This is a genomic window from Fructobacillus papyriferae (genome assembly GCF_018437225.1).
GTDB lineage: Bacteria > Bacillota > Bacilli > Lactobacillales > Lactobacillaceae > Fructobacillus > Fructobacillus papyriferae.
Genome location: NZ_JAAMFI010000001.1, coordinates 655,870 through 673,562, shown reverse-complemented (window position 1 = coordinate 673,562; position 17,693 = coordinate 655,870). Strand labels below are relative to the sequence as shown.

Sequence of the window (17,693 nt, the reverse complement as noted above, 5' to 3'; positions counted from 1 at the left end):
TGTTTTTGTAGTTTAGGCTTTTTTGTGGTTGCCCGTGAAAAAATAGAAGGGTACTGCGACAAGCAGTGCGCCAAGTCCCCAAATCAGGCTCTTGACATCCACGTGCCATAGCAACCAGGCCGAAACGGCCAATGCCAAGACTGGAATGACCGGGCCAAATGGCATGCTGAATGAGTGTTCCGTGTCCTTTTTAGTGCGACGGAAGACCATGACGGCAATGATGGTTGGGATAAACTGGGCAAATCGGGAGACTGCTGAAATCTGAGCCAGGGCCGTGAAGGAACCAGAGAAGGCGATGATCAATGAGATGGCAGAAGAGACAACGATGGCGACATAAGGAGCCTCGCGCCGGTTCTTCTTGGCCAATACCTGTGGCATCATTTTGTTTTCGGCTAAGGCGACACCGGAACGTGGCGTGACAAAGGAGGAAGCCACACAGAGACCCCCGATAGAAAGCAGGGTACCAAATGACACGAGGTTACCACCAAAGTTTCCGGCAATGACCGTAAAGACATCCTTCAGTGGGGCGGTTGAGTGGGCTAGATTACCACCCAGGACACCGATTGAAACGACCATGATCAGTACATAGGTGGCAACAACTGTTCCAAGTGAGATCAAGAGGGCCTTGGGCAGGTTTTTCTTGACGTTCTTCATGTCCCCGGCCGTGATGACCACGCCTTCAAAACCGGTAAAGATGTAGAAAAGGGTGATGGCTGCGGCAGCAAAGTTTGGTGTCGTTGCCAGCTTTTGAACAAAGAAGGGATCGAAGTGGGTGGGCTTGATAAAGAAAAGGCCGCAGATGATAACCAAAAAGATTGGCACTAACTTTCCGACGGTCACGACGTTTGAAATCAAGGTCGTCAAACGAACGCCGGCAATGTTCAAAAGGCCAAGGCCGATGAAGAGAACGGTGACGATGATGTCCTTTGCCATTGACGTTGCAAGTGAGGGGAAGACACTTCCAAGAGCGGTTGCAAAGGCAACGTACATGGTGGCTTCGGCGATGATTCGAATGGCCCAAGTGACAAAGCCGACTTCGTAGCCGACAAAGTTACCAAAGGCCTCTTTCGCGTAAACATAGGCGCCACCGGTCTGCTTAAAGTAGGAAGCACATTCAGCAAAACACATGGCGATTAAGAAGGCCAAGACGGCATCAAAGACTAAGACCAGAATGCTGGCCGGCCCAAACATCTTCATTCCTGCAGAAGGTAACAAGAAGATTCCGGACCCGATGACGGCATTAATGCCGAAGAGAATTAATGAGAGAAAGCCCATTTTTTGGACTGCTGCTTTTTTATTTTCCATGTTGCTGTTCCTTTACGTAATCAAAGAAGTGAGTGAAGAGGGCTTTTTCTTCTGGCATGTCCAGCCAGAGGTTTTCGGGGTGCCATTGAACGGCCAAGACGGGATCGACTTGGTGTTCGATTCCCTCGACAATGCCGTCTGCCGAACAGGCCGTGACTTCCAAGCCGTCGCCAACCTGGTGAATGGCCTGGTGATGACGGGAATTGACGAAAGCCTTGTCCCCAAACACCTGTCCAAGAAAGGAATCTTTTTCGACATTGACGTGGTGGACGGGAATGAATCCCCGGGCAGCTTGACTATGCTGCATTAAATGATCCTGTTGGTATTGACTGGTCAAGTCCTGGTACATGGTCCCACCGTAGTAGGCGTTGATAATTTGGGCCCCTCGACAAATACCAAAGACCGGCTTACCCGCCTTAACGGCTTCTTTGATGATGGCGAGTTCGAAGATGTCTCTTTCCGGGTAGGTCGTGCCAATCATTTGGTGGGGTTCTTCTTCGTAAACAAAGGGTGAAACATCGGGACCACCGGGTATAATGACGGCATCGACCATGGAAACAAATTCCGCCGCCAATTCTTTTTTGGCGATTGGGAAGACGACGGGCAGGTGCCCCTGTTCCATGACGATATCGACAATTGGTTTTGGTACGTAACTTGCGTACTGCATATTGATAATCGGCGTGTCTTGTAAGTTGACATCGGCTGTAATGGCAATTTTCATATTTCTTTCCTCCTAAAAATTAGAACTTTTTAATCATAGTTCCTTTGAGTATTGAAATCAATGGATTTTTCATTTGTTTTTTTGATTCTAAAATAAGCAAAAACGATTTGTCGTATCAAAACATTTGTTTTTCTAATCAAGAAGATAAATGCGGATCTTATTAGAAAATTTAGCCAAAAGTGTCTAACGTTCTTTCTGGTAAAATCAATCCCGGCCTATGCTAAAATGGAGGAAGTATTAAGTCCATCAGTGGTGGATTGCATAATTGGATGGAGGAAGAGAAATGCCCGAACTCCCAGAAGTCGAAACGGTTCGCCGGGGACTAACAAGTCTGATTGAAGGCGTTAAAATCAAAACGGTCGATGTGCCTTATCCAAAGGTGGTCACGTCGGATTTAAAGGACTTTAAAAAAGAGTTGGCTGGTGTGACGATTGACCGGATAGATCGCCGCGGTAAATACCTACTTTTCCGTTTGTCCAATGACCAAACCATGGTTTCCCACTTGCGTATGGAGGGGCAGTATTCGGTCGAACCCGAAGGGGCCAAGCTTCACAAGCACACCGAAGTTGCTTTTCATTTGGCAGACGACCGGCAGCTCTTTTACAATGACACCAGACGTTTTGGCCGAATGACCTTGGTGAAAACGGGTGATGAACTGCAGGATGTCTCTGGTCTGAAAGATTTAGGACCAGAGCCAACCGAGTCAGAGCTCACATTAGACTATATGAAAACAATTTTTCATAAGAGTCATCGGGTGGTCAAAAGTTTCTTGTTGGACCAGTCCAACATTGCTGGCTTAGGCAATATCTACGCTGACGAAGTGCTTTGGATGACCCGCATTCATCCGGAAACGAGGACCGACAAGATTTCGACTCGGAAGTTAACCGAACTGCGGGCAAACATTATTAAAGAAATCAATCGGGCGACCGAACACCATGGTACAACCGTCCATTCCTTTTCCAATATTTTTGGTGAGACCGGTCATTTTCAAAATAAACTGCAGGTATACGGTCGAGCGAACTTGCCTTGTCTTCGTTGTGGCACAACGTTGAAAAAGATCAAGGTCGGCCAACGGGGCACGACTTTTTGCCCAAAATGTCAAATAAAAAAATAGGTAGTTGATGATTAAGCCTTATGAACACATTCGAACCAATTTCTCGTCGGCGAATCAAGTTGACGGCTAAAAAACAATTGAAGGAACAATTTCAAAACAGCCTGCGAGCCACTTGGCCGCTGGTTTTTTGGCAAATCGCACAGACAGCTCTGCTCTTTGTGATCGCTTTTTTTGTCTATCAGGGTTACGTGCTGTCCCCATCGTCGGCCGATGGCAGTTGGTATCTTAGTCGGACTTTCTTTTCAGCACTAGGTCTTTTGTTGACCTGGTCTGCGAAGTGGGCCATCGTTGATTTTTTCCAAAAGCCAGACGTGAAGAAAAGTTTCTGGACGGCGCTTCAGGCCTTTTCGCCGCGTCGCTTTTCGGCTGCTTTTTTGTTGGCTTTCGTGCAACGAATTCAGCTCTTTTTCTGGTCATTTCTGGTCCTTCCACCACTCGTTAAAGTCTTTTCTTACTCGCAAACTTATTACGCCTACAAAATGGATTTGCTTTTTGATCGTAAGCAACGATCTTTGACGGATTACATCACGATCTCAAGGCGGGTTATGCAGGGACGGAAAAGAGAACTTTTTCTCTTAGAATTGTCTTTTATTGGCTGGCATTTGTTTGCTATTTTGACCCTTGGACTGGGGTATCTTTTTGTCACGCCTTATTTGAACACTTGTCGCGTCGTCTACTCGACACAGGTTTTTGCCAAAGCGATCGAAGGAGTGCAGTCATGAAGGTTATTGCCATAACGGGCGGTATTGCTTCTGGTAAGTCCGCTGTTACCAATCAGATTCGAAAAGCCGGCTACAAGGTGGTCGATGCCGACCTGGTTTCTCGGCAAGTGGTCGAGCCAGGCACGCATACCTTAGAAGAAATCAAAGAAGTATTTGGGCAAGCCATTGTCCAAAATGGGGTTTTGGATCGAAAAGCGCTCGGGCAAAAGGTTTTTGGAAACGATGCCTTGCTCAAGCAGCTGACCAAGATCACTAGTCCGGAAATTCAATCCGTCATCAAAGATCAGCTGAGTTTCTTTAAGATTAAGGGCGAACCGGTGGTCTTTGCCGCCATTCCGCTTTTTTTCGAGCAGCACTATGAAAAAACGGGCTGGTTCGACGAAGTTGTCGTGGTTGCTTCTAGCGAAAGAAAGCAACTGGAACGGTTGATGGCCCGCGATCATTTGGACGAGTGGGCCGCACAGGCGCGTATCAAGTCGCAAATGCCCGTTCAAGAAAAGATTAAAAAAGCGGACCTCGTGATCAATAACGATGGCAGCGAGGCCGAACTGGCTGCACAAGTGGCCGAATTATTGAAAAACTTGGAGAAGAAGTAATGGCAGAGATGCACACAGACAATTTTCAGGCAAGCGATGCCCTGCTGATTGACCAGAGTGGGGTGGTGGATGCAAGCGATCTTTCACTACTTTTCAACTTGTACCTGCCGTTTTTGGGACCCAAGGGCTTTGCTTTGTACCAATTCTTTTTGGAAGAAAAGCGGGCAGCGGGGATGGAAAAGGCTGAAGAGCCGGACCATTATTTGTTGCTCGACTCCCTTTCGCTGTCTGCACCTGACTTCGTGCGCGCTCGTCGCGCACTGGAGGGTGTCGGGTTGCTCAAACACTATGAGGGGAGTGTCCACGGGAAGCAGGCGGTGCGTTATCTGCTCTTGAAGCCGTTGACGGCCACTGCTTTCTTTAAGGAAGATTTGTTGTCCGGACTGCTCTTCCACTACGTTGGCGAGGCGCGCTATTTAGCCTTGGCCAAGCGCTACGAGCAAGCAGCGATTGGCAAATTGCAGGGCGAGCACGAGGCAACGGCCTCGTTCTTGTCTGTCTTTGAGTTGCCGGATGCGTCATTGAAGCCGAAGGTGGATGTGGCAAAGGTGTCGGGTGCTGATGTGGCTGGCGCGGAGCGCGCTGGTTCTGCTTCTGGTGCGCCGATCGATTCTGGTTTGGACGAGGTCGTCTTTGACTTTGAGGGGATGGCCGAACTGGTTCACGGGACGACAAAAGATAAGGTCGAAAAGGCCCGTGAACTCATTTTAACCGAGCAGGTACTCTACGGTATTAACGAAGCGCAAATGGCCACGGCCGTCACTCGCTCGATCAACCTAGACGATCACGAGCTGAACAAAGCGGCCTTTCTTTCTTATTTGGAGCGAACATGGTCTGACAACCGCCAGCAAGAACAGCTGGTTGATCAGGGTAAGAGGCAGGCGGCTACAGAAAATGCGGCTGACGGCAAAAGCGCTGCTGGCTCGACTGACAGTGAAAAAACCACTCCCGCCCAATCTAAGAAGACCGGTAATGCCGCCTTGGACGCGCTTTATCAGGCGGCTAACAACCTGTCGCCAGTGGACTTTATCGGACAAATTAAAGAACAAAACCATGGTTATGTGACGAATAGTGAGCGAAACTTGCTCGCCCATTTGGTCGAGCGACGGATTTTGCCAGTGCCGGCTTTAAACATGCTTTCTTACCAGGTCTTGGTGAACATGGACCAGTCCGATTTGAAGCGTAACCTGGTTGATGCCATCGCCAACTCCTGGGCTAAGGCCGGCGTGAAGTCGGCCGAAGACGCGGTGGCCGCCATTAAGGCCCACAAGCAGAAAAGCCAAGCTGGCCAAAACGGCCCGTCTGCGGGCTCAGCCCGCGGCAGCTGGCAGCGTGGCGGCAACAAGCAGGAGCCAAGCTTCACCTCCAACGAGGCGGCGGCCAAGCAGAACGTCGATCAAGACGCTGTGAAGAAGGCCCTGGATTTGATGAAGAATTACAAGACGAAGGATTAATTCATGCAAGATTTAGCAACGGTTTTGAAGGATTTTCAAAAGCGCTTCCCGGCCTTGACCGAGTCGCGCGCAGCAGATGCTTTTGAAGCCATCCAACAAGATGAAGAAGTGAAGGCTTTCTTCAACGACAATCAAGCAGCGCTGAAGCCAGACGCTTTGGTCGTCTCGATTACCGATCTCTTCGAATTCGTCCGTGAAAAGAAGCGGGTGAAAGAAGGTAAGCAGGCGCTCTATCCTGGTTACCACCCTCGTTTGGTATTGGAAAAAGGCTATCCACACGTGGCCTACGAACCAAGCGAAGACACGAAGAAGGCGCTGCGCCAGGCCGCTTTGCTGAAGTCGGTTGCGGTGCCAAAGTCGGTGGCCAAGGCGGACCTGAACCAGATCGTTTCTGAAGTGCAAGACGACGAAGGCCGCGCCCCTGCGGTTGCGGCCGTTGTCGCCACCTTCTCCGCGCTGGTGAACAAAGAAAACCAGCGGGGAACGAACGACGACTTCGTACCCGGTGTTTATTTGTCCGGGGACTTTGGAATCGGAAAGACCTACCTCATGGGGGCCTTGGCCAACGCCTTGGCCTACAACGGCATCGGGGTCATGATGGTTCACTGGTCGACGATGATCGAGCGCTTGAAGGGGTCCTTTGGAAGCAATGGTGACCAGTCCCTTCTGGACATGATAGACGAGGCCAAGAAGGCGCCAGTCTTGATCTTGGATGACCTGGGGGCTGATACGCTTTCCTCATGGTCCCGTGACTCCGTTTTGGCTGTCATTCTGGAATACCGGATGCAGCATGAGTTGACGACCTGCTTTACGTCCAACTTCGATTTGGACTCCTTGGAAAAGTACCTGGCACAGACCCGTGACGGCCAGGAGCCTGGTAAGGCTGCTCGGTTGATGCAACGGGTGCTATTCTTGTCAAAGCCGGTGGCGATGGCGGGAAAGAATCGTCGCTTGGATCGATAGGAGTGGCGTGGGGCTTCGTGCTGTGGTACGTGGCGCATATCGGTCGGGTGCGGTTTGTTCGACTTTGTGCAGTTTGTGTGGTCCGTGCGGGCCTTTTGATACACTTTCACCCTAAATGTTCTTTAAAGAAGGCAGTTTATGAAGAAAAATTGGCAAAAAATACTCTTTATCTTCAGCCTGACGCTGTTTTGTTTTTTGGTCGGGCGCTTCGATAGTTCTTTTTACCAGCAGCCAGTTGGTGAGGTGCTATCTTCAAAGACAGTTTCGAGCGACCAATCGACCGATGAACACGGCAATCAGGACGAATCGCACAGCCAAAAGCTCAAGGTCAAGTTGCTGAACCGAAACGAAAAAGTCGTGTCGATTGAGAACCGCTATTTGGATTCCAAGGCTGAAAGTGAGCGCTATCAAAAATATGATCAGATCTTGTTAAATCATCGAAACAAACAGTATCAAATCGATATGCCGAAGCGGGATTCGCTGCTTTTTGCTTTGCTGGGCCTGCTTGCTTCCGGCCTTTATCTGTCGATGAGTAAAAAGAAGTTTTCTTTCTTGTTCTTGTCTTTGCTGGTGAATGCTGGGCTATTTTTGGCCGTCATCATCTGGGACGCCTCGGCTCGATCATTGCCGGTGCTTGCTGTCTTTGCGGTCTTAGCTGTTTTGCTGTCCGCTCTAGCCTTGTACTTTGTGCTAGGTCATGGAAAGCAGGCCTTGATCACCTGGCTGGCCACTTGCCTTTCGACGATGCTGGCGCTTTTCGTTATGGCGGTCGTGATCTTTTTGACTGGGGCAAAGGGTGTTCATTTTGAAACAATGTCCTACGTGACTCAGGTTCCAGAGCCGATCTTTTACGCGCAGGCGGTGATTGGCGTTTTGGGTGCTGTCATGGACGAGTCGGGCGACATCGTTGCTGGGCTCTTTGGTTTGCATCGTGAGCATGCGGACAGGGCCTGGTCTGAGTATTGGACATCCGGCCTTTCGGTCGGACGGGAAATTCTCGGTACTCTGACCAACGTGCTCTTCATGATCTTTATCGCCGAAACACTGCCAATGGTCATTTTGATGCTGCAAAACGGCAACACCTGGTCCTACATTTTAGACCAAACAATGAACCTGGGCATCCTGCAAACGGTCGTTTCAGCCCTTGGAATCGTCTGGTCGGTACCCGTGACGGCCTTTTTGACCGCAAGCATTCTGACCAAAAGGAAGGGGGCAAAGGCATGAACGCGATTTTGATTCTGATTGTTTTGTTGCTCTTGTCCTTGTTTTCAGTCGCTGGCAAACAAGGGCTGCTGACGTACTTCGGACTTTTTCTGAACTGCCTTCTGATTTTCCTCTTGATTACGCTGATCAACTGGGGCTTTGCCACGATCGTTGTGCTGCCGGTGATGGCGCTTTTGATCTTGTCGGTGGCGATCTACCTGTCGGCTGGGCGTGCTCGCGTTCTGACCATTACCTGGCAGGCCTCGGTGATGGTGCTTGTTTTGATCATTGCACTGGCTTATTTCGCTCAAAACCAGGGCCATCTGCAGGGCTACACGCTCGAAAACTCCGATGAGTTGGAAGGCCTGTCTTTGGCGGTGGGCATTGACTTTGGTGATCTGGCGATTGTCGTCATGGTGATCTCTGCCCTTGGGGCGATCGCGGAAGCGGCCATGGCCGTGACGGCTGATTTGTTCGAAGTGGTCGAACGAACGCCGGCCATTTCGGCCGCTAATTTGCACGAGCAGGGACGGATTATTGGCTCGCAAATCTTAGGAACAGCGATGAATACGCTTTTCTTCGGGATGCTTGGTGCCAATATTCCGTTGCTCGTTTGGTTTTTTCGCTTGCATTATTCGTTGGCTGAATTTCTAAATGGCAAGCTGCTCATTTTTGAAATTGTCACGATGTTACTTGGCATGATTGGTATTTTAAGTTCGATCAAACTTGCTATCTACCTGGTTGAACGCGCATTCCGACGAGAAGGAAGGGAAATTTTAAATGAACCAGACATTTAATTTAATCGAAGAAATTACACGAAATGATGGCAGCATTTACTATGAGCTTGGTAATGTTTCTGAAAATTCCCGCGCTGAATATGCCGCGGATCATGGTTTCATTAAAGAAGTTCGAATTTTGAAGATGAACGTGCCTCGTTCGTCCCACTTGATCAAAGTCGAAGAGTATTTGAACGAGACCTACGAGGAATTACCAATCGAGACTGATCACTTTGACGAGTGGGTCAAACCAGAAGAAATCCAAAAGGAAATGCAGCAAGTGCTTTTGGATAACAAACTGGGCTAGTTTTTGGCTGAGACAGTCTGCTCAGGGCGAGTAACCGCCAAAAGCTTTTTCAACTTTCTTGGAATCGCTTGAAAAGCCCCACGTTTTTCTTTATAATCATAAGCGTTGTTTAACGCTTTTTGGTGGTATAGCCAAGCGGTAAGGCATGGGTCTGCAACACCCTGATCACCGGTTCGATCCCGGTTACCACCTTTTCGGCCATTTTCTAGGATTCCTAGGGAGTGGCCTTTTTTGTTTGAAAACGTTGATATATAGCGGTTTGTTTGTGAGTTTCAATTGTCGTCAGTTTACCTAAGATTACGTCAGTTTTCATACTATTTAGACCAAATTTAGACCAAAACAAACTCTCGTAAACTGAAGTAAACTGGCTTGCTTGAGCGCTTGTTAGCTGTTAGATAATTATTGGAAAAATTATTTAGACCAATAAAAAAGGAAGGCCTAAAATCCTTCCAGGAGCGATATCGTTTTATCTCGCTCACTGGTACGCTTGTCATCCAATAAGTGAGCATAAGTGCGAAGCGTTATATTAACACCAGAGTGTCCTAGACGCTCGCTGACGTATTGTAAAGCTATGTCATTAGCAAGTAGATAAGAAGCATGTGTGTGCCTTAGGGCGTGAAATGTGATTGTTTTAGAGTTGTCACCGAGTAACTTGGCTAATTTTTTATTGCAAGCATTATTAGTTGGGGGCATTTTGTCATCATATGTGAATGCAAAGTTTTTTCCAAAATGCCAATCTTCGGCCATATCAAAGAATTTTTTTGGCATATCAATTGTGCGAACGGAATAAGGGGTTTTAGTTTTCTTGATTTCCCGATCAGTTGCTTGCCATGCTTTATCGATTGTTAGGGTGTGATTTTTGAAATCGAAGTCGCCTTTAGTAAGTGCCGCTATTTCAGAATAGCGACAACCAGAGTAAATACCAGTTAATATCATGTGAGAGGTGACATCGTCAGACTCCATGGCGTTCTTCTTTAACGATTCAAGTTCATCGTTTTCAAGAAATTTAAGAGACTTATCTTTCGCTGGAATAGCAGAATAGCTTTTTGTGCTTCTGGTAAAATCACGGCCGATATATTCTTCATCAACAGCGTAGATAACAAATTGCTGAATTACGTTCTTAACTTTTGACACGGTGATCATGGCATGCGTTTTTCCATAGTCATTGATTGCACGTTGGAACATTGATGCCCTAATTTCTGAGACTTTCATATCATTGAAGTACTTATTTATAAGGTTAAGTCCTTGTTTGTAGGTGCTCTTAGAGTTTGTTTCGAGTTGAGGCTCTTTAAACGTTTCGAACCATGACCAATATAAATCAGAAAACAGGCCATCACGAATATTCATGCGATCATGGTATTTTTCGTGTTCCTGTTCATTAGCCCACTCCAAGGCTTCTTTTTTGGTTTTGAATGAACCTTTAGATTTTTGTCGAAATGTACCGTTTTCCTTAAAGCTAACTCTGGCACGCCATTTATTGCCTCTTTTTTCAAAAGTTGCCATGTTTCCTCCTTTTTGGCACAAATAAAAAGGCCTGTGGCCTCTCGGTAGGTATGTACGCCCAAAAGGGCATTGTTTTACTTTACTAATGAAGCATTGGTGAATGAAACGGAGCTAACCCACTTTGGGTCTCCATCGTCTCCACCCATGATCATGGCATTGCTAAACTTTCCTTCTACAGTAATGGTTGAACCAGGTTGGATAGAAAGGGCGTCGTTCTTGTTAGAACCCTTAAAGTTGAATGAAAGCGACTGCTTTTCAAACTCGTTACCTTCAGCAGTTCCGGCATCGATTGTGACATCGTGACCGCTAATAACACCATCTTTAACATCAAGAACCTTACCTGTTACTTGAGTTGTTTTACCCTTATAAATGGCATCAGCCTGTGAAGAAGTCTTCTGTGTGTAGTTGGCAACAATTTCTTCTGGTGTTGTCTTGATAACATCTTTGGAGGCCTTAGCCGTTTTTGACGTTTTTGAAGAACCATTTGAATCTGATGAGTCCTTTGCACCACTTCCTGCAGTTGAGCCTACAGCGATAAGCACAACAACGAGGGCCCAAAACCAAATACGCTTGTAGAATGGCTTCTTTTGCACGTATGTATTTCCGTTTTCGTCAGTAATGTTCTTGCTCACGATATTTCTCCTATCAGCTTTTAACGTGTTTCCGTCCTGCACGTAATATGTACACCGCTAATGCGGTTTATTCGTTCAATTCAAGTTCACCCATGCTATCTTCAAAGCTTTCCAGAATGTTGTTCTCCATCATAAAGCTTTTCCATCGCAAGGAGGGAGCTTTTTTTAGTGACTTATCACTTTTTAACTTACCCTGCAGATTGGTAACGACTGATACCCACATTTTTTGGGCTTCACGCTCAACTTTTTCTGGATTAAATCGTTTTTTGAATTGGCGATTAAGATTTTTCTCTTTTTGATTTTCTCTAGCTTTTTCGATGAAAATATCGTAAGCCTTACATTCAGATTTAATGTATTGATCTAATTCATCAACGTTCATTGTTCCTCCTTATAGAACGACGATACCAAATAGGGACATTTCGCGCTCTTCATTGATGGGTAGGTCATGATACTTCTTATTAAGTGATACTAGACGGCACCCGTTTTCGTCCTGTACGAACTTTTTAACGTAAGCTTGTCCGTCATAGTCAGCAATGACAATTTGACCAGAGCGGGCCTCTTGTGCTTTTTTAACGAAAATGATTTGCTTGTCATCAAATAAGGGAGTCATCGAGTCGCCATTAACAGTAACGGCAAAGTCGTGTTCTGGAACAGTACCACTGTAGTAAACTTCTTCTGGCTGGTTATCAACCATGTATTCGCCAGTTCCGGCAGATACTGCACCGTATACTTCAACTGTGTTAGACGTTGGCATTTGAACGACTTTGTTCTGCTCATCTAGTTGGTTGTTGGCAAAATTATATACATTATTCTTACGTTCTTCATTTAATTGGATAAGGGTCTTATTTATGTTTGTGATGATTGATGAATCAAAATTATATAATTGTTCAGGAGTTATTCCTAATCCCTTACAAATATGAATAATGTTATCCATCTTTGCGTTAAGAACTCCTCTTTCAAGAATTGATCGAATCGTTGTATAAGGAACTGATATCGTTTCTGCAAAACGCCTAACACTACCATATTTAGTTTCAATAAGATCTTTAAGATAAATTTCTCGATTCATAATGAACCTCCGTACATAAATTATAACATGCGAAAAATCGTATAACAACGAAAAAAGTTAAATAAATACTAATTTTCGTATTGACTCTGTACGAATTTTCGTATAACATAAAGATGTGCTTGAGAGATAGCACAAAAATTTTTAAACAAAAAATACGAATTTTCGTATAGATAAGGAGGACGTATGCTTAACAATTTGGAAAAGTTACGCAAAGAACGTGGTGTTACTTTGGTTGATATTGCTGATTTGCTTCATATTCGTTATCAAACTGTGTCAGATAAGATTTCTGGAGATTCAGACTTCAAATTCAAAGAAGCTGTGATGATTCAACAGAACTTCTTCCCAGAATTCGATTTAGTTTACCTTTTCTCACCAGAAGATAATAAGCAACCAGCATAAAGGAGGCCAACATGGCAAATGAAGTAAGGGTGTTTGACAACCTTAAAGTCAAATAGCGTAGGTAGCTAACAATAATCAGTCCACGAGTGTCCGGCAATAAAAAAACCACCATATAGGTGGCTGTATGACTGGCAGTAGTGATAAAGGAAAAATGATGAAAACAACAATTGATAAGTTGATTACGCATTATCGAATAGTTAAAAGAGAAGCAGAGAAGAGAAACAATGAAGAGTATGCCTTGTTGTTGATCAAAAATTCTCGAGAGAATATATCGTTTCAAGGGCGAGCCAATTTTGGAACGTTCATGATTAACTCTGTTCCATACAATGGTTTGCTAGTTTCTCAAATTCTACTTGATAACTCATTTGAAGGCGAACTATCAACTTTGCTAGTCGTAAACAAGAGGTTATTTACGTTATCTAGTATCCGTGCAGAAGACATTATGAATCAATACGAAATTTAACAACACGCTCAACATAATCGATGGTATGCGTTATTGAATGTTTGTTAGTGCTTTCAAACTTTAAAATATGCTCTTTATAGCTAAAGATACCGTCGAAAGTGATTAATGGGATAGAAAACGACTTATCACCTTTGATTAAACTTTCTTCTAAATAAATGTTTAACAAGTGTAAAGATTGTAGCTCTTCGATTTCTTTTTCGCTTAGGTTAGCATAATTTTCATTGTTCATACCTATCACACCCTTTAGTTATTTCAGATCATTAGATGGTTAGAACAAGGTAACTATCGTTAGAGTTACCTTAAATTAACTTGACGACATTTAAATTCATTTTACCAAAAAGGAGAAACAAATGAACGAAGTAAAAGCTTTCAACTTTGAAAGTAATGAAGTACGAACTGTACTTATTGATAACGAACCATGGTTCGTAGGGAAAGATGTAGCAAGCATATTAGGATATCAAAAACCAAGTAATGCGGTGCTTACTCATGTTGATAGTGATGATAAAACCACATCCCTGATTCAGGGAACTGGTTCTAACTATAAATCTAAGACAACACTAATTAACGAATCTGGTGTTCATGCTCTTATTTTTGGAAGCACGCTCGATAGTGCCAAAAAGTTTAAAAAGTGGGTCACATCAGAAGTCCTGCCAAGCATTCGCAAGCACGGTGCTTACATGACGGATTCGAAGATTGAAGAGGCGCTAACTGATCCAGATACGATTATTCGATTGGCAACAACCCTTAAGCAAGAACGACAAGAGAAATTGCTATTGAAGCAGCGTGTGAACGAGCTACAGCCAAAGGCTGATTACACTGACTCAATCTTGCAGAACAAGGCGTTGGTAACCATCACGTTCATTGCCAAGGACTATGGAATGAGTGGCGCAGCGATGAACAAATTGCTTCACGAGTTGGGCGTTCAATACCGACAAGGCGACACCTGGTTATTGTATGCAAAGCATCAGAAAAAGGGATGGACACAGTCAGAAACGAAGGAAGTTCGGCGTGCTGATGGTTCAAAGAAGCTTGTAGCAAGTACTAAGTGGACTCAAAAGGGACGTCTTGGGTTGTATGAGCTGTTGAAAGATAACGGCGTCCTGCCATTGATTGAACAAGACCAGACGGCGTAAAGGGAGAGACATGGAAAGTAAATCGCAATTAGAACAAAAGAAAGAAATATTGAATTCATTAAATCGATATTTTGAAAATTGGAATGTTGACGGATTAAGGGTTCAACGAAAAATGGACAAAAAAAATAAGCCAACCAATAAGGTTGACTACATTATCTCAATGTCACGAACTGGGAAGAAGTTAGAAAGTCCGCAACAAGAGCTATCTAAAGCCTTAGATAACATTAAAAATATGTTCGATAGTATCGATGTAAATAAAAAGAGCAGTGCTGATACACTACTCTCCACTTCTGCAAGAATTATGCATTTAGCTAAAAAAGTTAAAGAATACCAACTAGAGATAGACGCAAAAGAGACAGACGATAAGGCTGACTCAAATGTTATTCAGGAAAACTATTTTAGAGGTAGGAACTTTAATGGTGACCCTGAACTAGCTTCAATTCTGAATGAATTGGCTAAGCGAATTACAAGTCGTTAAACAAGTTGCGCTTGTAATCTGAATCATAACTTGAAGAAAAGTCGTGGACATCAAGTACAAAAAAATCATGGGGAGGATTCATCTCTAAAAATTCATGAGAAAAATCATTTAATGACATTTTTGTTTTGATAACAATTAGTTCACCGGTTAGCTGAAGCCAATTTCCTTGTCCGACCAAGTCCTCAAGTAAACCACGAGACTCAATGCTTTTTTCATCAGACCCATTCAAAGGCATATTAAAATACACAATAAATTTATTCATTAACAATCTCCTTTCAATTTACTAGGCACTGCAATGCCAGTAACTAAAGGATAGCAAAAAAGGAGCAAAGCATGAAAAAAGAAGATGAAGAGTTTTATCAAATCCCCAATTGGGTTTCTATAGTCGTTAGTGTAATCGGCGGGCTCATTGGTTCACTAACAACTACATTCCTAATGTATATGTTTTCAAAATGATGCCAAAAGAAAGGATGACAAAATGATTAGTTTCAAATCAAAATATTCATGGTCTATCGAAGAAATTTGCAAAAATGTTGGATTTTCTCGCCAAACATTTGAAGCGCATTGGCGTAATCATAAATGGTTTCCAAAGCCATATTTTAAATCAGGAAATTTGGTTCTTTATCGAGGCACAAAAATTGAAGAGTTTGTAGAAAGGATAGAAAAGCATGGAGGTGTGTGATGACAAATAGCATGTTTTGGAATGAAGTTATTGGATGGGTGTTCACCAGCTTAGCAGTAGGTGGATTTATCTACTTGGTTACTCTTTCGCTGGATAAAAAGCCGTTATTTGGCGATAACGATACCGATCGAGACATTGCAAATAATGAGCGCAAGAAAGCGCAACGTTTGTACAAGCAACAGAAAAAAGCTCTCAAGGCTGCAACCAAGAGAGCTAAGGCATAAATATTCGTAGACAGAAATTTATGCCACCATTCTACCACAACAAGGAGATAGAGATGGAAAACAACTATATCACCATCATCAAGTCACAATCAGAAACAATCAAAACTTTAACTGAATTGATTAGTGATTTAACAGAGCAATTATCAGAAGAGGTTGTAGTAACAGGGTTTTCCAAAAAATAATCACTTATGACGTGAGCGTGATTGTGACAAAACACTGCCAGCTAATGATTTAGTTAGCTTACTAGTGCCCTTATTTTTCAAAGCCTTTGAAGCCTTTGAAGCTGATTTACGAGAAGAAACTCGTGAGGTTGAAGTTTTAGCCAAATTCTTTCTCCTTTCTTGGTGGATAACCGGTAATTTGCGAATTTAGCAAGAACGGAATTTCGTTTTTTGTTTTTTTATTCCCCTTTTGTTCGCATAAGTAATGTTATCAAATATGATAATAACTTCAAGGCCTAAAGCTGTCCGGAATGAGGTTGATATGTGGGAAAAAATTGAAGAACAGTTAAATAAGAAAAATAAAACAGGATATTGGCTTGCAAAGCAGACGGGAATACCTGTCCAGACTATTTATTCAATCAAAAGAGATAGGGATATGCAGCCAAGTTTCGAGAAGATGGTTGCCATAGCTGATGCTCTGGAAGTCAGTTTAGACGTATTTAGGTAGGAGGTAACGATGACAATTGAAAATAGTATGTTGATGTACCCAGAAAACACGCAACGGCTTAAACGATACGAGCAACTGCAAGACGAAATCTATGCCAAGCGTGACGAAATAAAGAAGATGGAAAGCACCAAGGAAGACTTGGAAGCTGACATTGACGAGAAGTACGAGGAGCTTGGTGACTTGCAAAGGGAGGTAACTGAACTATGACACATGAAATGATGATTGTTAACGCTTATGGCGAACCAACACCAGTAAGCGAGATGTTAAGTAAGGAATACTTAGACGGACTCACTGTCGAGCAAGCGGAAGGTCTAGCATACCAAGCTAAGGAACTTAAGAAACCTTTGAAAAATGTTGAAGACATGGTCAAGGAACGTTTAAACGAAGGACAGCAGTTTAAGAATATTAGCTACTCTACCTCAAAGCGTTCTGCGGTTGACCAATCAGAAGCAACGAAGATGGCATTTGTTAAGAAGTACGGTTGGGGAGCGGTAAGTGTTAATACACCAGCACAACTAAAGCGAGAGTTTGGAAAAGCTATCGAAGAAGACCTAGAAAAGGTCACTGTGTACTCCGAACAAAAACGACTGACGTACAAATAAGGAGGCGAGATGATTACTTTTAAACCAGGAGAAATCAAGAAGTCCGGTGATATGTACTTCATCTATGGAGACGGAGGAACAGGAAAAACTAGCCTGTCCAAGTTGTTTTCTGGAAAGAAGCTGCTACTTACATTCGATGGTTCATGGAACGCCTTAGTAGGTACGACAGACACTGCTGTGATGGCGTTTGGTAAGTCGGATGAGGCGACGCTACAACGCACGGTAGATAAGTATCTTAACCAGTACCTAGTTAATGATGCTTTCGATGTAATCATTTTGGATAACGTGACTGCTTTGCAAAATTTTGTTCTTGAAAACATTGACGGGGCTAGTAAGGACGGACGCCAGAATTATCAGAAGTTACAGGCGTGGTTCCGATCATTGGCGAACTCATTGCGGGATAGTCATAAAACCATTTTGGCGACTGCCCATCAGATTGACAACGGTGGAAACGGTCTTGATGGGAAAGGACGTTTTGAAGCGGACATGAACCAGAAGACGTTTAACGCCTTTACAGGACCGTTTGATGTTGTTGGCCGTATTTACAAAGAGAAAGGTGAGCGGTTCATCGACATGGACACAGAGAACGGAAATCATGCGAAGAATCGTATTGATGACCGTACCTTGATTAAGGCAAACGAACTACTAAATAACGAAGAAGAAAAGAAAGAGGATAACTAA

The 17,693-nt window shown here is 44.1% G+C and carries 28 protein-coding genes and 1 tRNA gene; 21 read left to right on the top strand and 8 right to left on the bottom strand.

The features are described from left to right. Positions 1-12: 12 nt before the first annotated feature. Together G6R27_RS03205 and G6R27_RS03200 are read right to left on the bottom strand one after the other, a co-directional pair. A complete protein-coding gene (locus tag G6R27_RS03205) occupies positions 13-1,305 on the bottom strand; it encodes an APC family permease (RefSeq protein ID WP_213819629.1) in 1,293 nt (430 codons plus the stop codon). Beyond that, positions 1,295-2,026: a gamma-glutamyl-gamma-aminobutyrate hydrolase family protein gene (locus G6R27_RS03200; RefSeq protein WP_213819628.1), complete on the bottom strand. Its 732-nt coding sequence runs from the start codon at positions 2,024-2,026 to the stop codon at positions 1,295-1,297. Before G6R27_RS03200 ends, G6R27_RS03205 begins: the two co-directional genes overlap by 11 nt. A 283-nt stretch (positions 2,027-2,309) precedes the next feature. On the opposite strand from G6R27_RS03200, the gene mutM reads away from it, so the two are divergent. The 9 genes from mutM (at position 2,310) to G6R27_RS03155 (ending at position 9,353) form a co-directional block, all read left to right on the top strand. Next, a complete protein-coding gene (gene mutM / locus G6R27_RS03195; RefSeq protein WP_213819627.1) occupies positions 2,310-3,140 on the top strand; it encodes a bifunctional DNA-formamidopyrimidine glycosylase/DNA-(apurinic or apyrimidinic site) lyase in 831 nt (276 codons plus the stop codon). Positions 3,141-3,160: 20 nt separating this feature from the next. Beyond that, a complete protein-coding gene (locus G6R27_RS03190) occupies positions 3,161-3,862 on the top strand; it encodes a DUF975 family protein (RefSeq protein ID WP_213819626.1) in 702 nt (233 codons plus the stop codon). Continuing rightward, entirely contained in the window at positions 3,859-4,458 is a 600-nt protein-coding gene (gene coaE, locus G6R27_RS03185) for a dephospho-CoA kinase (RefSeq protein ID WP_213819625.1), read from the top strand. The genes G6R27_RS03190 and coaE overlap by 4 nt, the downstream gene beginning before the upstream one ends. After that, the gene (locus G6R27_RS03180; RefSeq protein WP_213819624.1) at positions 4,458-5,912 is read left to right on the top strand and encodes a DnaD domain protein; all 1,455 of its coding nucleotides are present in this window, start codon (positions 4,458-4,460) and stop codon (positions 5,910-5,912) included. The genes coaE and G6R27_RS03180 overlap by 1 nt, the downstream gene beginning before the upstream one ends. Positions 5,913-5,915: 3 nt before the next feature. Further along, complete coding sequence (gene dnaI, locus G6R27_RS03175) at positions 5,916-6,875, top strand: primosomal protein DnaI (protein ID WP_213819623.1); 960 nt, start codon at positions 5,916-5,918, stop codon at positions 6,873-6,875. A 138-nt stretch (positions 6,876-7,013) separates the two neighbouring features. Beyond that, positions 7,014-8,099: a YibE/F family protein gene (locus tag G6R27_RS03170; protein WP_213819622.1), complete on the top strand. Its 1,086-nt coding sequence runs from the start codon at positions 7,014-7,016 to the stop codon at positions 8,097-8,099. Then, positions 8,096-8,875 carry a YibE/F family protein gene (locus tag G6R27_RS03165; RefSeq protein WP_213819621.1) on the top strand — a complete coding sequence of 260 codons (780 nt, stop codon included), beginning with the start codon at positions 8,096-8,098 and terminating at the stop codon, positions 8,873-8,875. Before G6R27_RS03170 ends, G6R27_RS03165 begins: the two co-directional genes overlap by 4 nt. Continuing rightward, positions 8,859-9,161: a hypothetical protein gene (locus G6R27_RS03160; protein WP_213819620.1), complete on the top strand. Its 303-nt coding sequence runs from the start codon at positions 8,859-8,861 to the stop codon at positions 9,159-9,161. Before G6R27_RS03165 ends, G6R27_RS03160 begins: the two co-directional genes overlap by 17 nt. Positions 9,162-9,282: 121 nt before the next feature. Next, positions 9,283-9,353 (top strand) — tRNA-Cys (locus G6R27_RS03155). A 246-nt stretch (positions 9,354-9,599) separates the two neighbouring features. On the opposite strand, the gene G6R27_RS03150 is transcribed toward G6R27_RS03155, so the two are convergent. The 4 genes from G6R27_RS03150 to G6R27_RS03135 all read right to left on the bottom strand — a co-directional run bounded on the left by G6R27_RS03150 (position 9,600) and on the right by G6R27_RS03135 (position 12,362). Further along, complete coding sequence (locus G6R27_RS03150; protein WP_213819619.1) at positions 9,600-10,664, bottom strand: site-specific integrase; 1,065 nt, start codon at positions 10,662-10,664, stop codon at positions 9,600-9,602. 74 nt (positions 10,665-10,738) lie between these two features. Further along, entirely contained in the window at positions 10,739-11,296 is a 558-nt protein-coding gene (locus G6R27_RS03145; protein WP_213819618.1) for an OB-fold putative lipoprotein, read from the bottom strand. A 67-nt stretch (positions 11,297-11,363) separates the two neighbouring features. Further along, a complete protein-coding gene (locus G6R27_RS03140) occupies positions 11,364-11,675 on the bottom strand; it encodes a hypothetical protein (protein WP_213819617.1) in 312 nt (103 codons plus the stop codon). 9 nt (positions 11,676-11,684) lie between these two features. Next, the gene (locus tag G6R27_RS03135; protein WP_230791209.1) at positions 11,685-12,362 is read right to left on the bottom strand and encodes a helix-turn-helix domain-containing protein; all 678 of its coding nucleotides are present in this window, start codon (positions 12,360-12,362) and stop codon (positions 11,685-11,687) included. A 183-nt stretch (positions 12,363-12,545) separates the two neighbouring features. On the opposite strand from G6R27_RS03135, the gene G6R27_RS03130 reads away from it, so the two are divergent. Together G6R27_RS03130 and G6R27_RS03125 are read left to right on the top strand one after the other, a co-directional pair. Then, complete coding sequence (locus G6R27_RS03130) at positions 12,546-12,761, top strand: helix-turn-helix transcriptional regulator (RefSeq protein WP_213819616.1); 216 nt, start codon at positions 12,546-12,548, stop codon at positions 12,759-12,761. Between the two features lie 124 nt (positions 12,762-12,885). Continuing rightward, on the top strand, positions 12,886-13,224 hold the full coding sequence (locus G6R27_RS03125) for a hypothetical protein (protein ID WP_213819615.1): 339 nt from the start codon (positions 12,886-12,888) through the stop codon (positions 13,222-13,224). Here the strand turns inward: G6R27_RS03125 and G6R27_RS03120 are convergent. After that, the gene (locus G6R27_RS03120) at positions 13,202-13,453 is read right to left on the bottom strand and encodes a hypothetical protein (protein ID WP_213819614.1); all 252 of its coding nucleotides are present in this window, start codon (positions 13,451-13,453) and stop codon (positions 13,202-13,204) included. The genes G6R27_RS03125 and G6R27_RS03120 overlap by 23 nt on opposite strands. Positions 13,454-13,574: 121 nt before the next feature. Between G6R27_RS03120 and G6R27_RS03115 the strand changes: the two genes are divergently transcribed. Both G6R27_RS03115 and G6R27_RS03110 read left to right on the top strand, forming a co-directional pair. Continuing rightward, on the top strand, positions 13,575-14,357 hold the full coding sequence (locus G6R27_RS03115; protein ID WP_213819613.1) for a phage antirepressor: 783 nt from the start codon (positions 13,575-13,577) through the stop codon (positions 14,355-14,357). Between the two features lie 10 nt (positions 14,358-14,367). Continuing rightward, the gene (locus G6R27_RS03110) at positions 14,368-14,835 is read left to right on the top strand and encodes a hypothetical protein (RefSeq protein ID WP_213808643.1); all 468 of its coding nucleotides are present in this window, start codon (positions 14,368-14,370) and stop codon (positions 14,833-14,835) included. On the opposite strand, the gene G6R27_RS03105 is transcribed toward G6R27_RS03110, so the two are convergent. Next, complete coding sequence (locus G6R27_RS03105) at positions 14,822-15,097, bottom strand: hypothetical protein (RefSeq protein WP_213808644.1); 276 nt, start codon at positions 15,095-15,097, stop codon at positions 14,822-14,824. The genes G6R27_RS03110 and G6R27_RS03105 overlap by 14 nt on opposite strands. Positions 15,098-15,168: 71 nt before the next feature. Between G6R27_RS03105 and G6R27_RS06395 the strand changes: the two genes are divergently transcribed. The 8 genes from G6R27_RS06395 to G6R27_RS03075 all read left to right on the top strand — a co-directional run bounded on the left by G6R27_RS06395 (position 15,169) and on the right by G6R27_RS03075 (position 17,693). Next, the gene (locus G6R27_RS06395) at positions 15,169-15,291 is read left to right on the top strand and encodes a hypothetical protein (protein ID WP_274381135.1); all 123 of its coding nucleotides are present in this window, start codon (positions 15,169-15,171) and stop codon (positions 15,289-15,291) included. 22 nt (positions 15,292-15,313) lie between these two features. Beyond that, positions 15,314-15,517 carry a hypothetical protein gene (locus tag G6R27_RS03100; protein WP_213819612.1) on the top strand — a complete coding sequence of 68 codons (204 nt, stop codon included), beginning with the start codon at positions 15,314-15,316 and terminating at the stop codon, positions 15,515-15,517. After that, positions 15,517-15,741 (top strand): Efg1 domain-containing protein, encoded by a 225-nt coding sequence (locus tag G6R27_RS03095; protein ID WP_213819611.1) that lies wholly within the window; start codon positions 15,517-15,519, stop codon positions 15,739-15,741. The genes G6R27_RS03100 and G6R27_RS03095 overlap by 1 nt, the downstream gene beginning before the upstream one ends. 53 nt (positions 15,742-15,794) lie before the next feature. Then, positions 15,795-15,923: a hypothetical protein gene (locus G6R27_RS06390; protein ID WP_274381136.1), complete on the top strand. Its 129-nt coding sequence runs from the start codon at positions 15,795-15,797 to the stop codon at positions 15,921-15,923. Between the two features lie 301 nt (positions 15,924-16,224). Beyond that, positions 16,225-16,410: a helix-turn-helix domain-containing protein gene (locus tag G6R27_RS03090; protein ID WP_213819610.1), complete on the top strand. Its 186-nt coding sequence runs from the start codon at positions 16,225-16,227 to the stop codon at positions 16,408-16,410. A gap of 9 nt (positions 16,411-16,419) precedes the next feature. After that, positions 16,420-16,617, top strand: a complete 198-nt coding sequence (locus G6R27_RS03085; RefSeq protein ID WP_213819609.1) for a hypothetical protein — start codon at positions 16,420-16,422, stop codon at positions 16,615-16,617. Continuing rightward, on the top strand, positions 16,614-17,012 hold the full coding sequence (locus tag G6R27_RS03080; RefSeq protein ID WP_091503297.1) for a hypothetical protein: 399 nt from the start codon (positions 16,614-16,616) through the stop codon (positions 17,010-17,012). Before G6R27_RS03085 ends, G6R27_RS03080 begins: the two co-directional genes overlap by 4 nt. 9 nt (positions 17,013-17,021) lie before the next feature. Next, positions 17,022-17,693 (top strand): AAA family ATPase, encoded by a 672-nt coding sequence (locus G6R27_RS03075; protein WP_213819608.1) that lies wholly within the window; start codon positions 17,022-17,024, stop codon positions 17,691-17,693.

Coding starts and splice junctions, on each gene's coding strand:
- G6R27_RS03200 (WP_213819628.1), bottom strand. CDS start 2,026: ATGAAAATTGCCATTACAGCCGATGTCAACTTACAAGACACGCCGATT.
- G6R27_RS03080 (WP_091503297.1), top strand. CDS start 16,614: ATGACACATGAAATGATGATTGTTAACGCTTATGGCGAACCAACACCA.
- G6R27_RS03125 (WP_213819615.1), top strand. CDS start 12,886: ATGACTGGCAGTAGTGATAAAGGAAAAATGATGAAAACAACAATTGAT.
- G6R27_RS03110 (WP_213808643.1), top strand. CDS start 14,368: ATGGAAAGTAAATCGCAATTAGAACAAAAGAAAGAAATATTGAATTCA.
- G6R27_RS03120 (WP_213819614.1), bottom strand. CDS start 13,453: ATGAACAATGAAAATTATGCTAACCTAAGCGAAAAAGAAATCGAAGAG.
- G6R27_RS03095 (WP_213819611.1), top strand. CDS start 15,517: ATGACAAATAGCATGTTTTGGAATGAAGTTATTGGATGGGTGTTCACC.
- G6R27_RS03115 (WP_213819613.1), top strand. CDS start 13,575: ATGAACGAAGTAAAAGCTTTCAACTTTGAAAGTAATGAAGTACGAACT.
- dnaI (WP_213819623.1), top strand. CDS start 5,916: ATGCAAGATTTAGCAACGGTTTTGAAGGATTTTCAAAAGCGCTTCCCG.
- G6R27_RS06390 (WP_274381136.1), top strand. CDS start 15,795: ATGGAAAACAACTATATCACCATCATCAAGTCACAATCAGAAACAATC.
- G6R27_RS03090 (WP_213819610.1), top strand. CDS start 16,225: ATGTGGGAAAAAATTGAAGAACAGTTAAATAAGAAAAATAAAACAGGA.
- G6R27_RS03160 (WP_213819620.1), top strand. CDS start 8,859: ATGAACCAGACATTTAATTTAATCGAAGAAATTACACGAAATGATGGC.
- G6R27_RS03085 (WP_213819609.1), top strand. CDS start 16,420: ATGACAATTGAAAATAGTATGTTGATGTACCCAGAAAACACGCAACGG.
- G6R27_RS03190 (WP_213819626.1), top strand. CDS start 3,161: ATGAACACATTCGAACCAATTTCTCGTCGGCGAATCAAGTTGACGGCT.
- coaE (WP_213819625.1), top strand. CDS start 3,859: ATGAAGGTTATTGCCATAACGGGCGGTATTGCTTCTGGTAAGTCCGCT.
- G6R27_RS03170 (WP_213819622.1), top strand. CDS start 7,014: ATGAAGAAAAATTGGCAAAAAATACTCTTTATCTTCAGCCTGACGCTG.
- G6R27_RS03130 (WP_213819616.1), top strand. CDS start 12,546: ATGCTTAACAATTTGGAAAAGTTACGCAAAGAACGTGGTGTTACTTTG.
- G6R27_RS03105 (WP_213808644.1), bottom strand. CDS start 15,097: ATGAATAAATTTATTGTGTATTTTAATATGCCTTTGAATGGGTCTGAT.
- G6R27_RS03205 (WP_213819629.1), bottom strand. CDS start 1,305: ATGGAAAATAAAAAAGCAGCAGTCCAAAAAATGGGCTTTCTCTCATTA.
- mutM (WP_213819627.1), top strand. CDS start 2,310: ATGCCCGAACTCCCAGAAGTCGAAACGGTTCGCCGGGGACTAACAAGT.
- G6R27_RS03075 (WP_213819608.1), top strand. CDS start 17,022: ATGATTACTTTTAAACCAGGAGAAATCAAGAAGTCCGGTGATATGTAC.
- G6R27_RS03140 (WP_213819617.1), bottom strand. CDS start 11,675: ATGAACGTTGATGAATTAGATCAATACATTAAATCTGAATGTAAGGCT.
- G6R27_RS03100 (WP_213819612.1), top strand. CDS start 15,314: ATGATTAGTTTCAAATCAAAATATTCATGGTCTATCGAAGAAATTTGC.
- G6R27_RS03150 (WP_213819619.1), bottom strand. CDS start 10,664: ATGGCAACTTTTGAAAAAAGAGGCAATAAATGGCGTGCCAGAGTTAGC.
- G6R27_RS03165 (WP_213819621.1), top strand. CDS start 8,096: ATGAACGCGATTTTGATTCTGATTGTTTTGTTGCTCTTGTCCTTGTTT.
- G6R27_RS03180 (WP_213819624.1), top strand. CDS start 4,458: ATGGCAGAGATGCACACAGACAATTTTCAGGCAAGCGATGCCCTGCTG.
- G6R27_RS06395 (WP_274381135.1), top strand. CDS start 15,169: ATGAAAAAAGAAGATGAAGAGTTTTATCAAATCCCCAATTGGGTTTCT.
- G6R27_RS03135 (WP_230791209.1), bottom strand. CDS start 12,362: ATGAATCGAGAAATTTATCTTAAAGATCTTATTGAAACTAAATATGGT.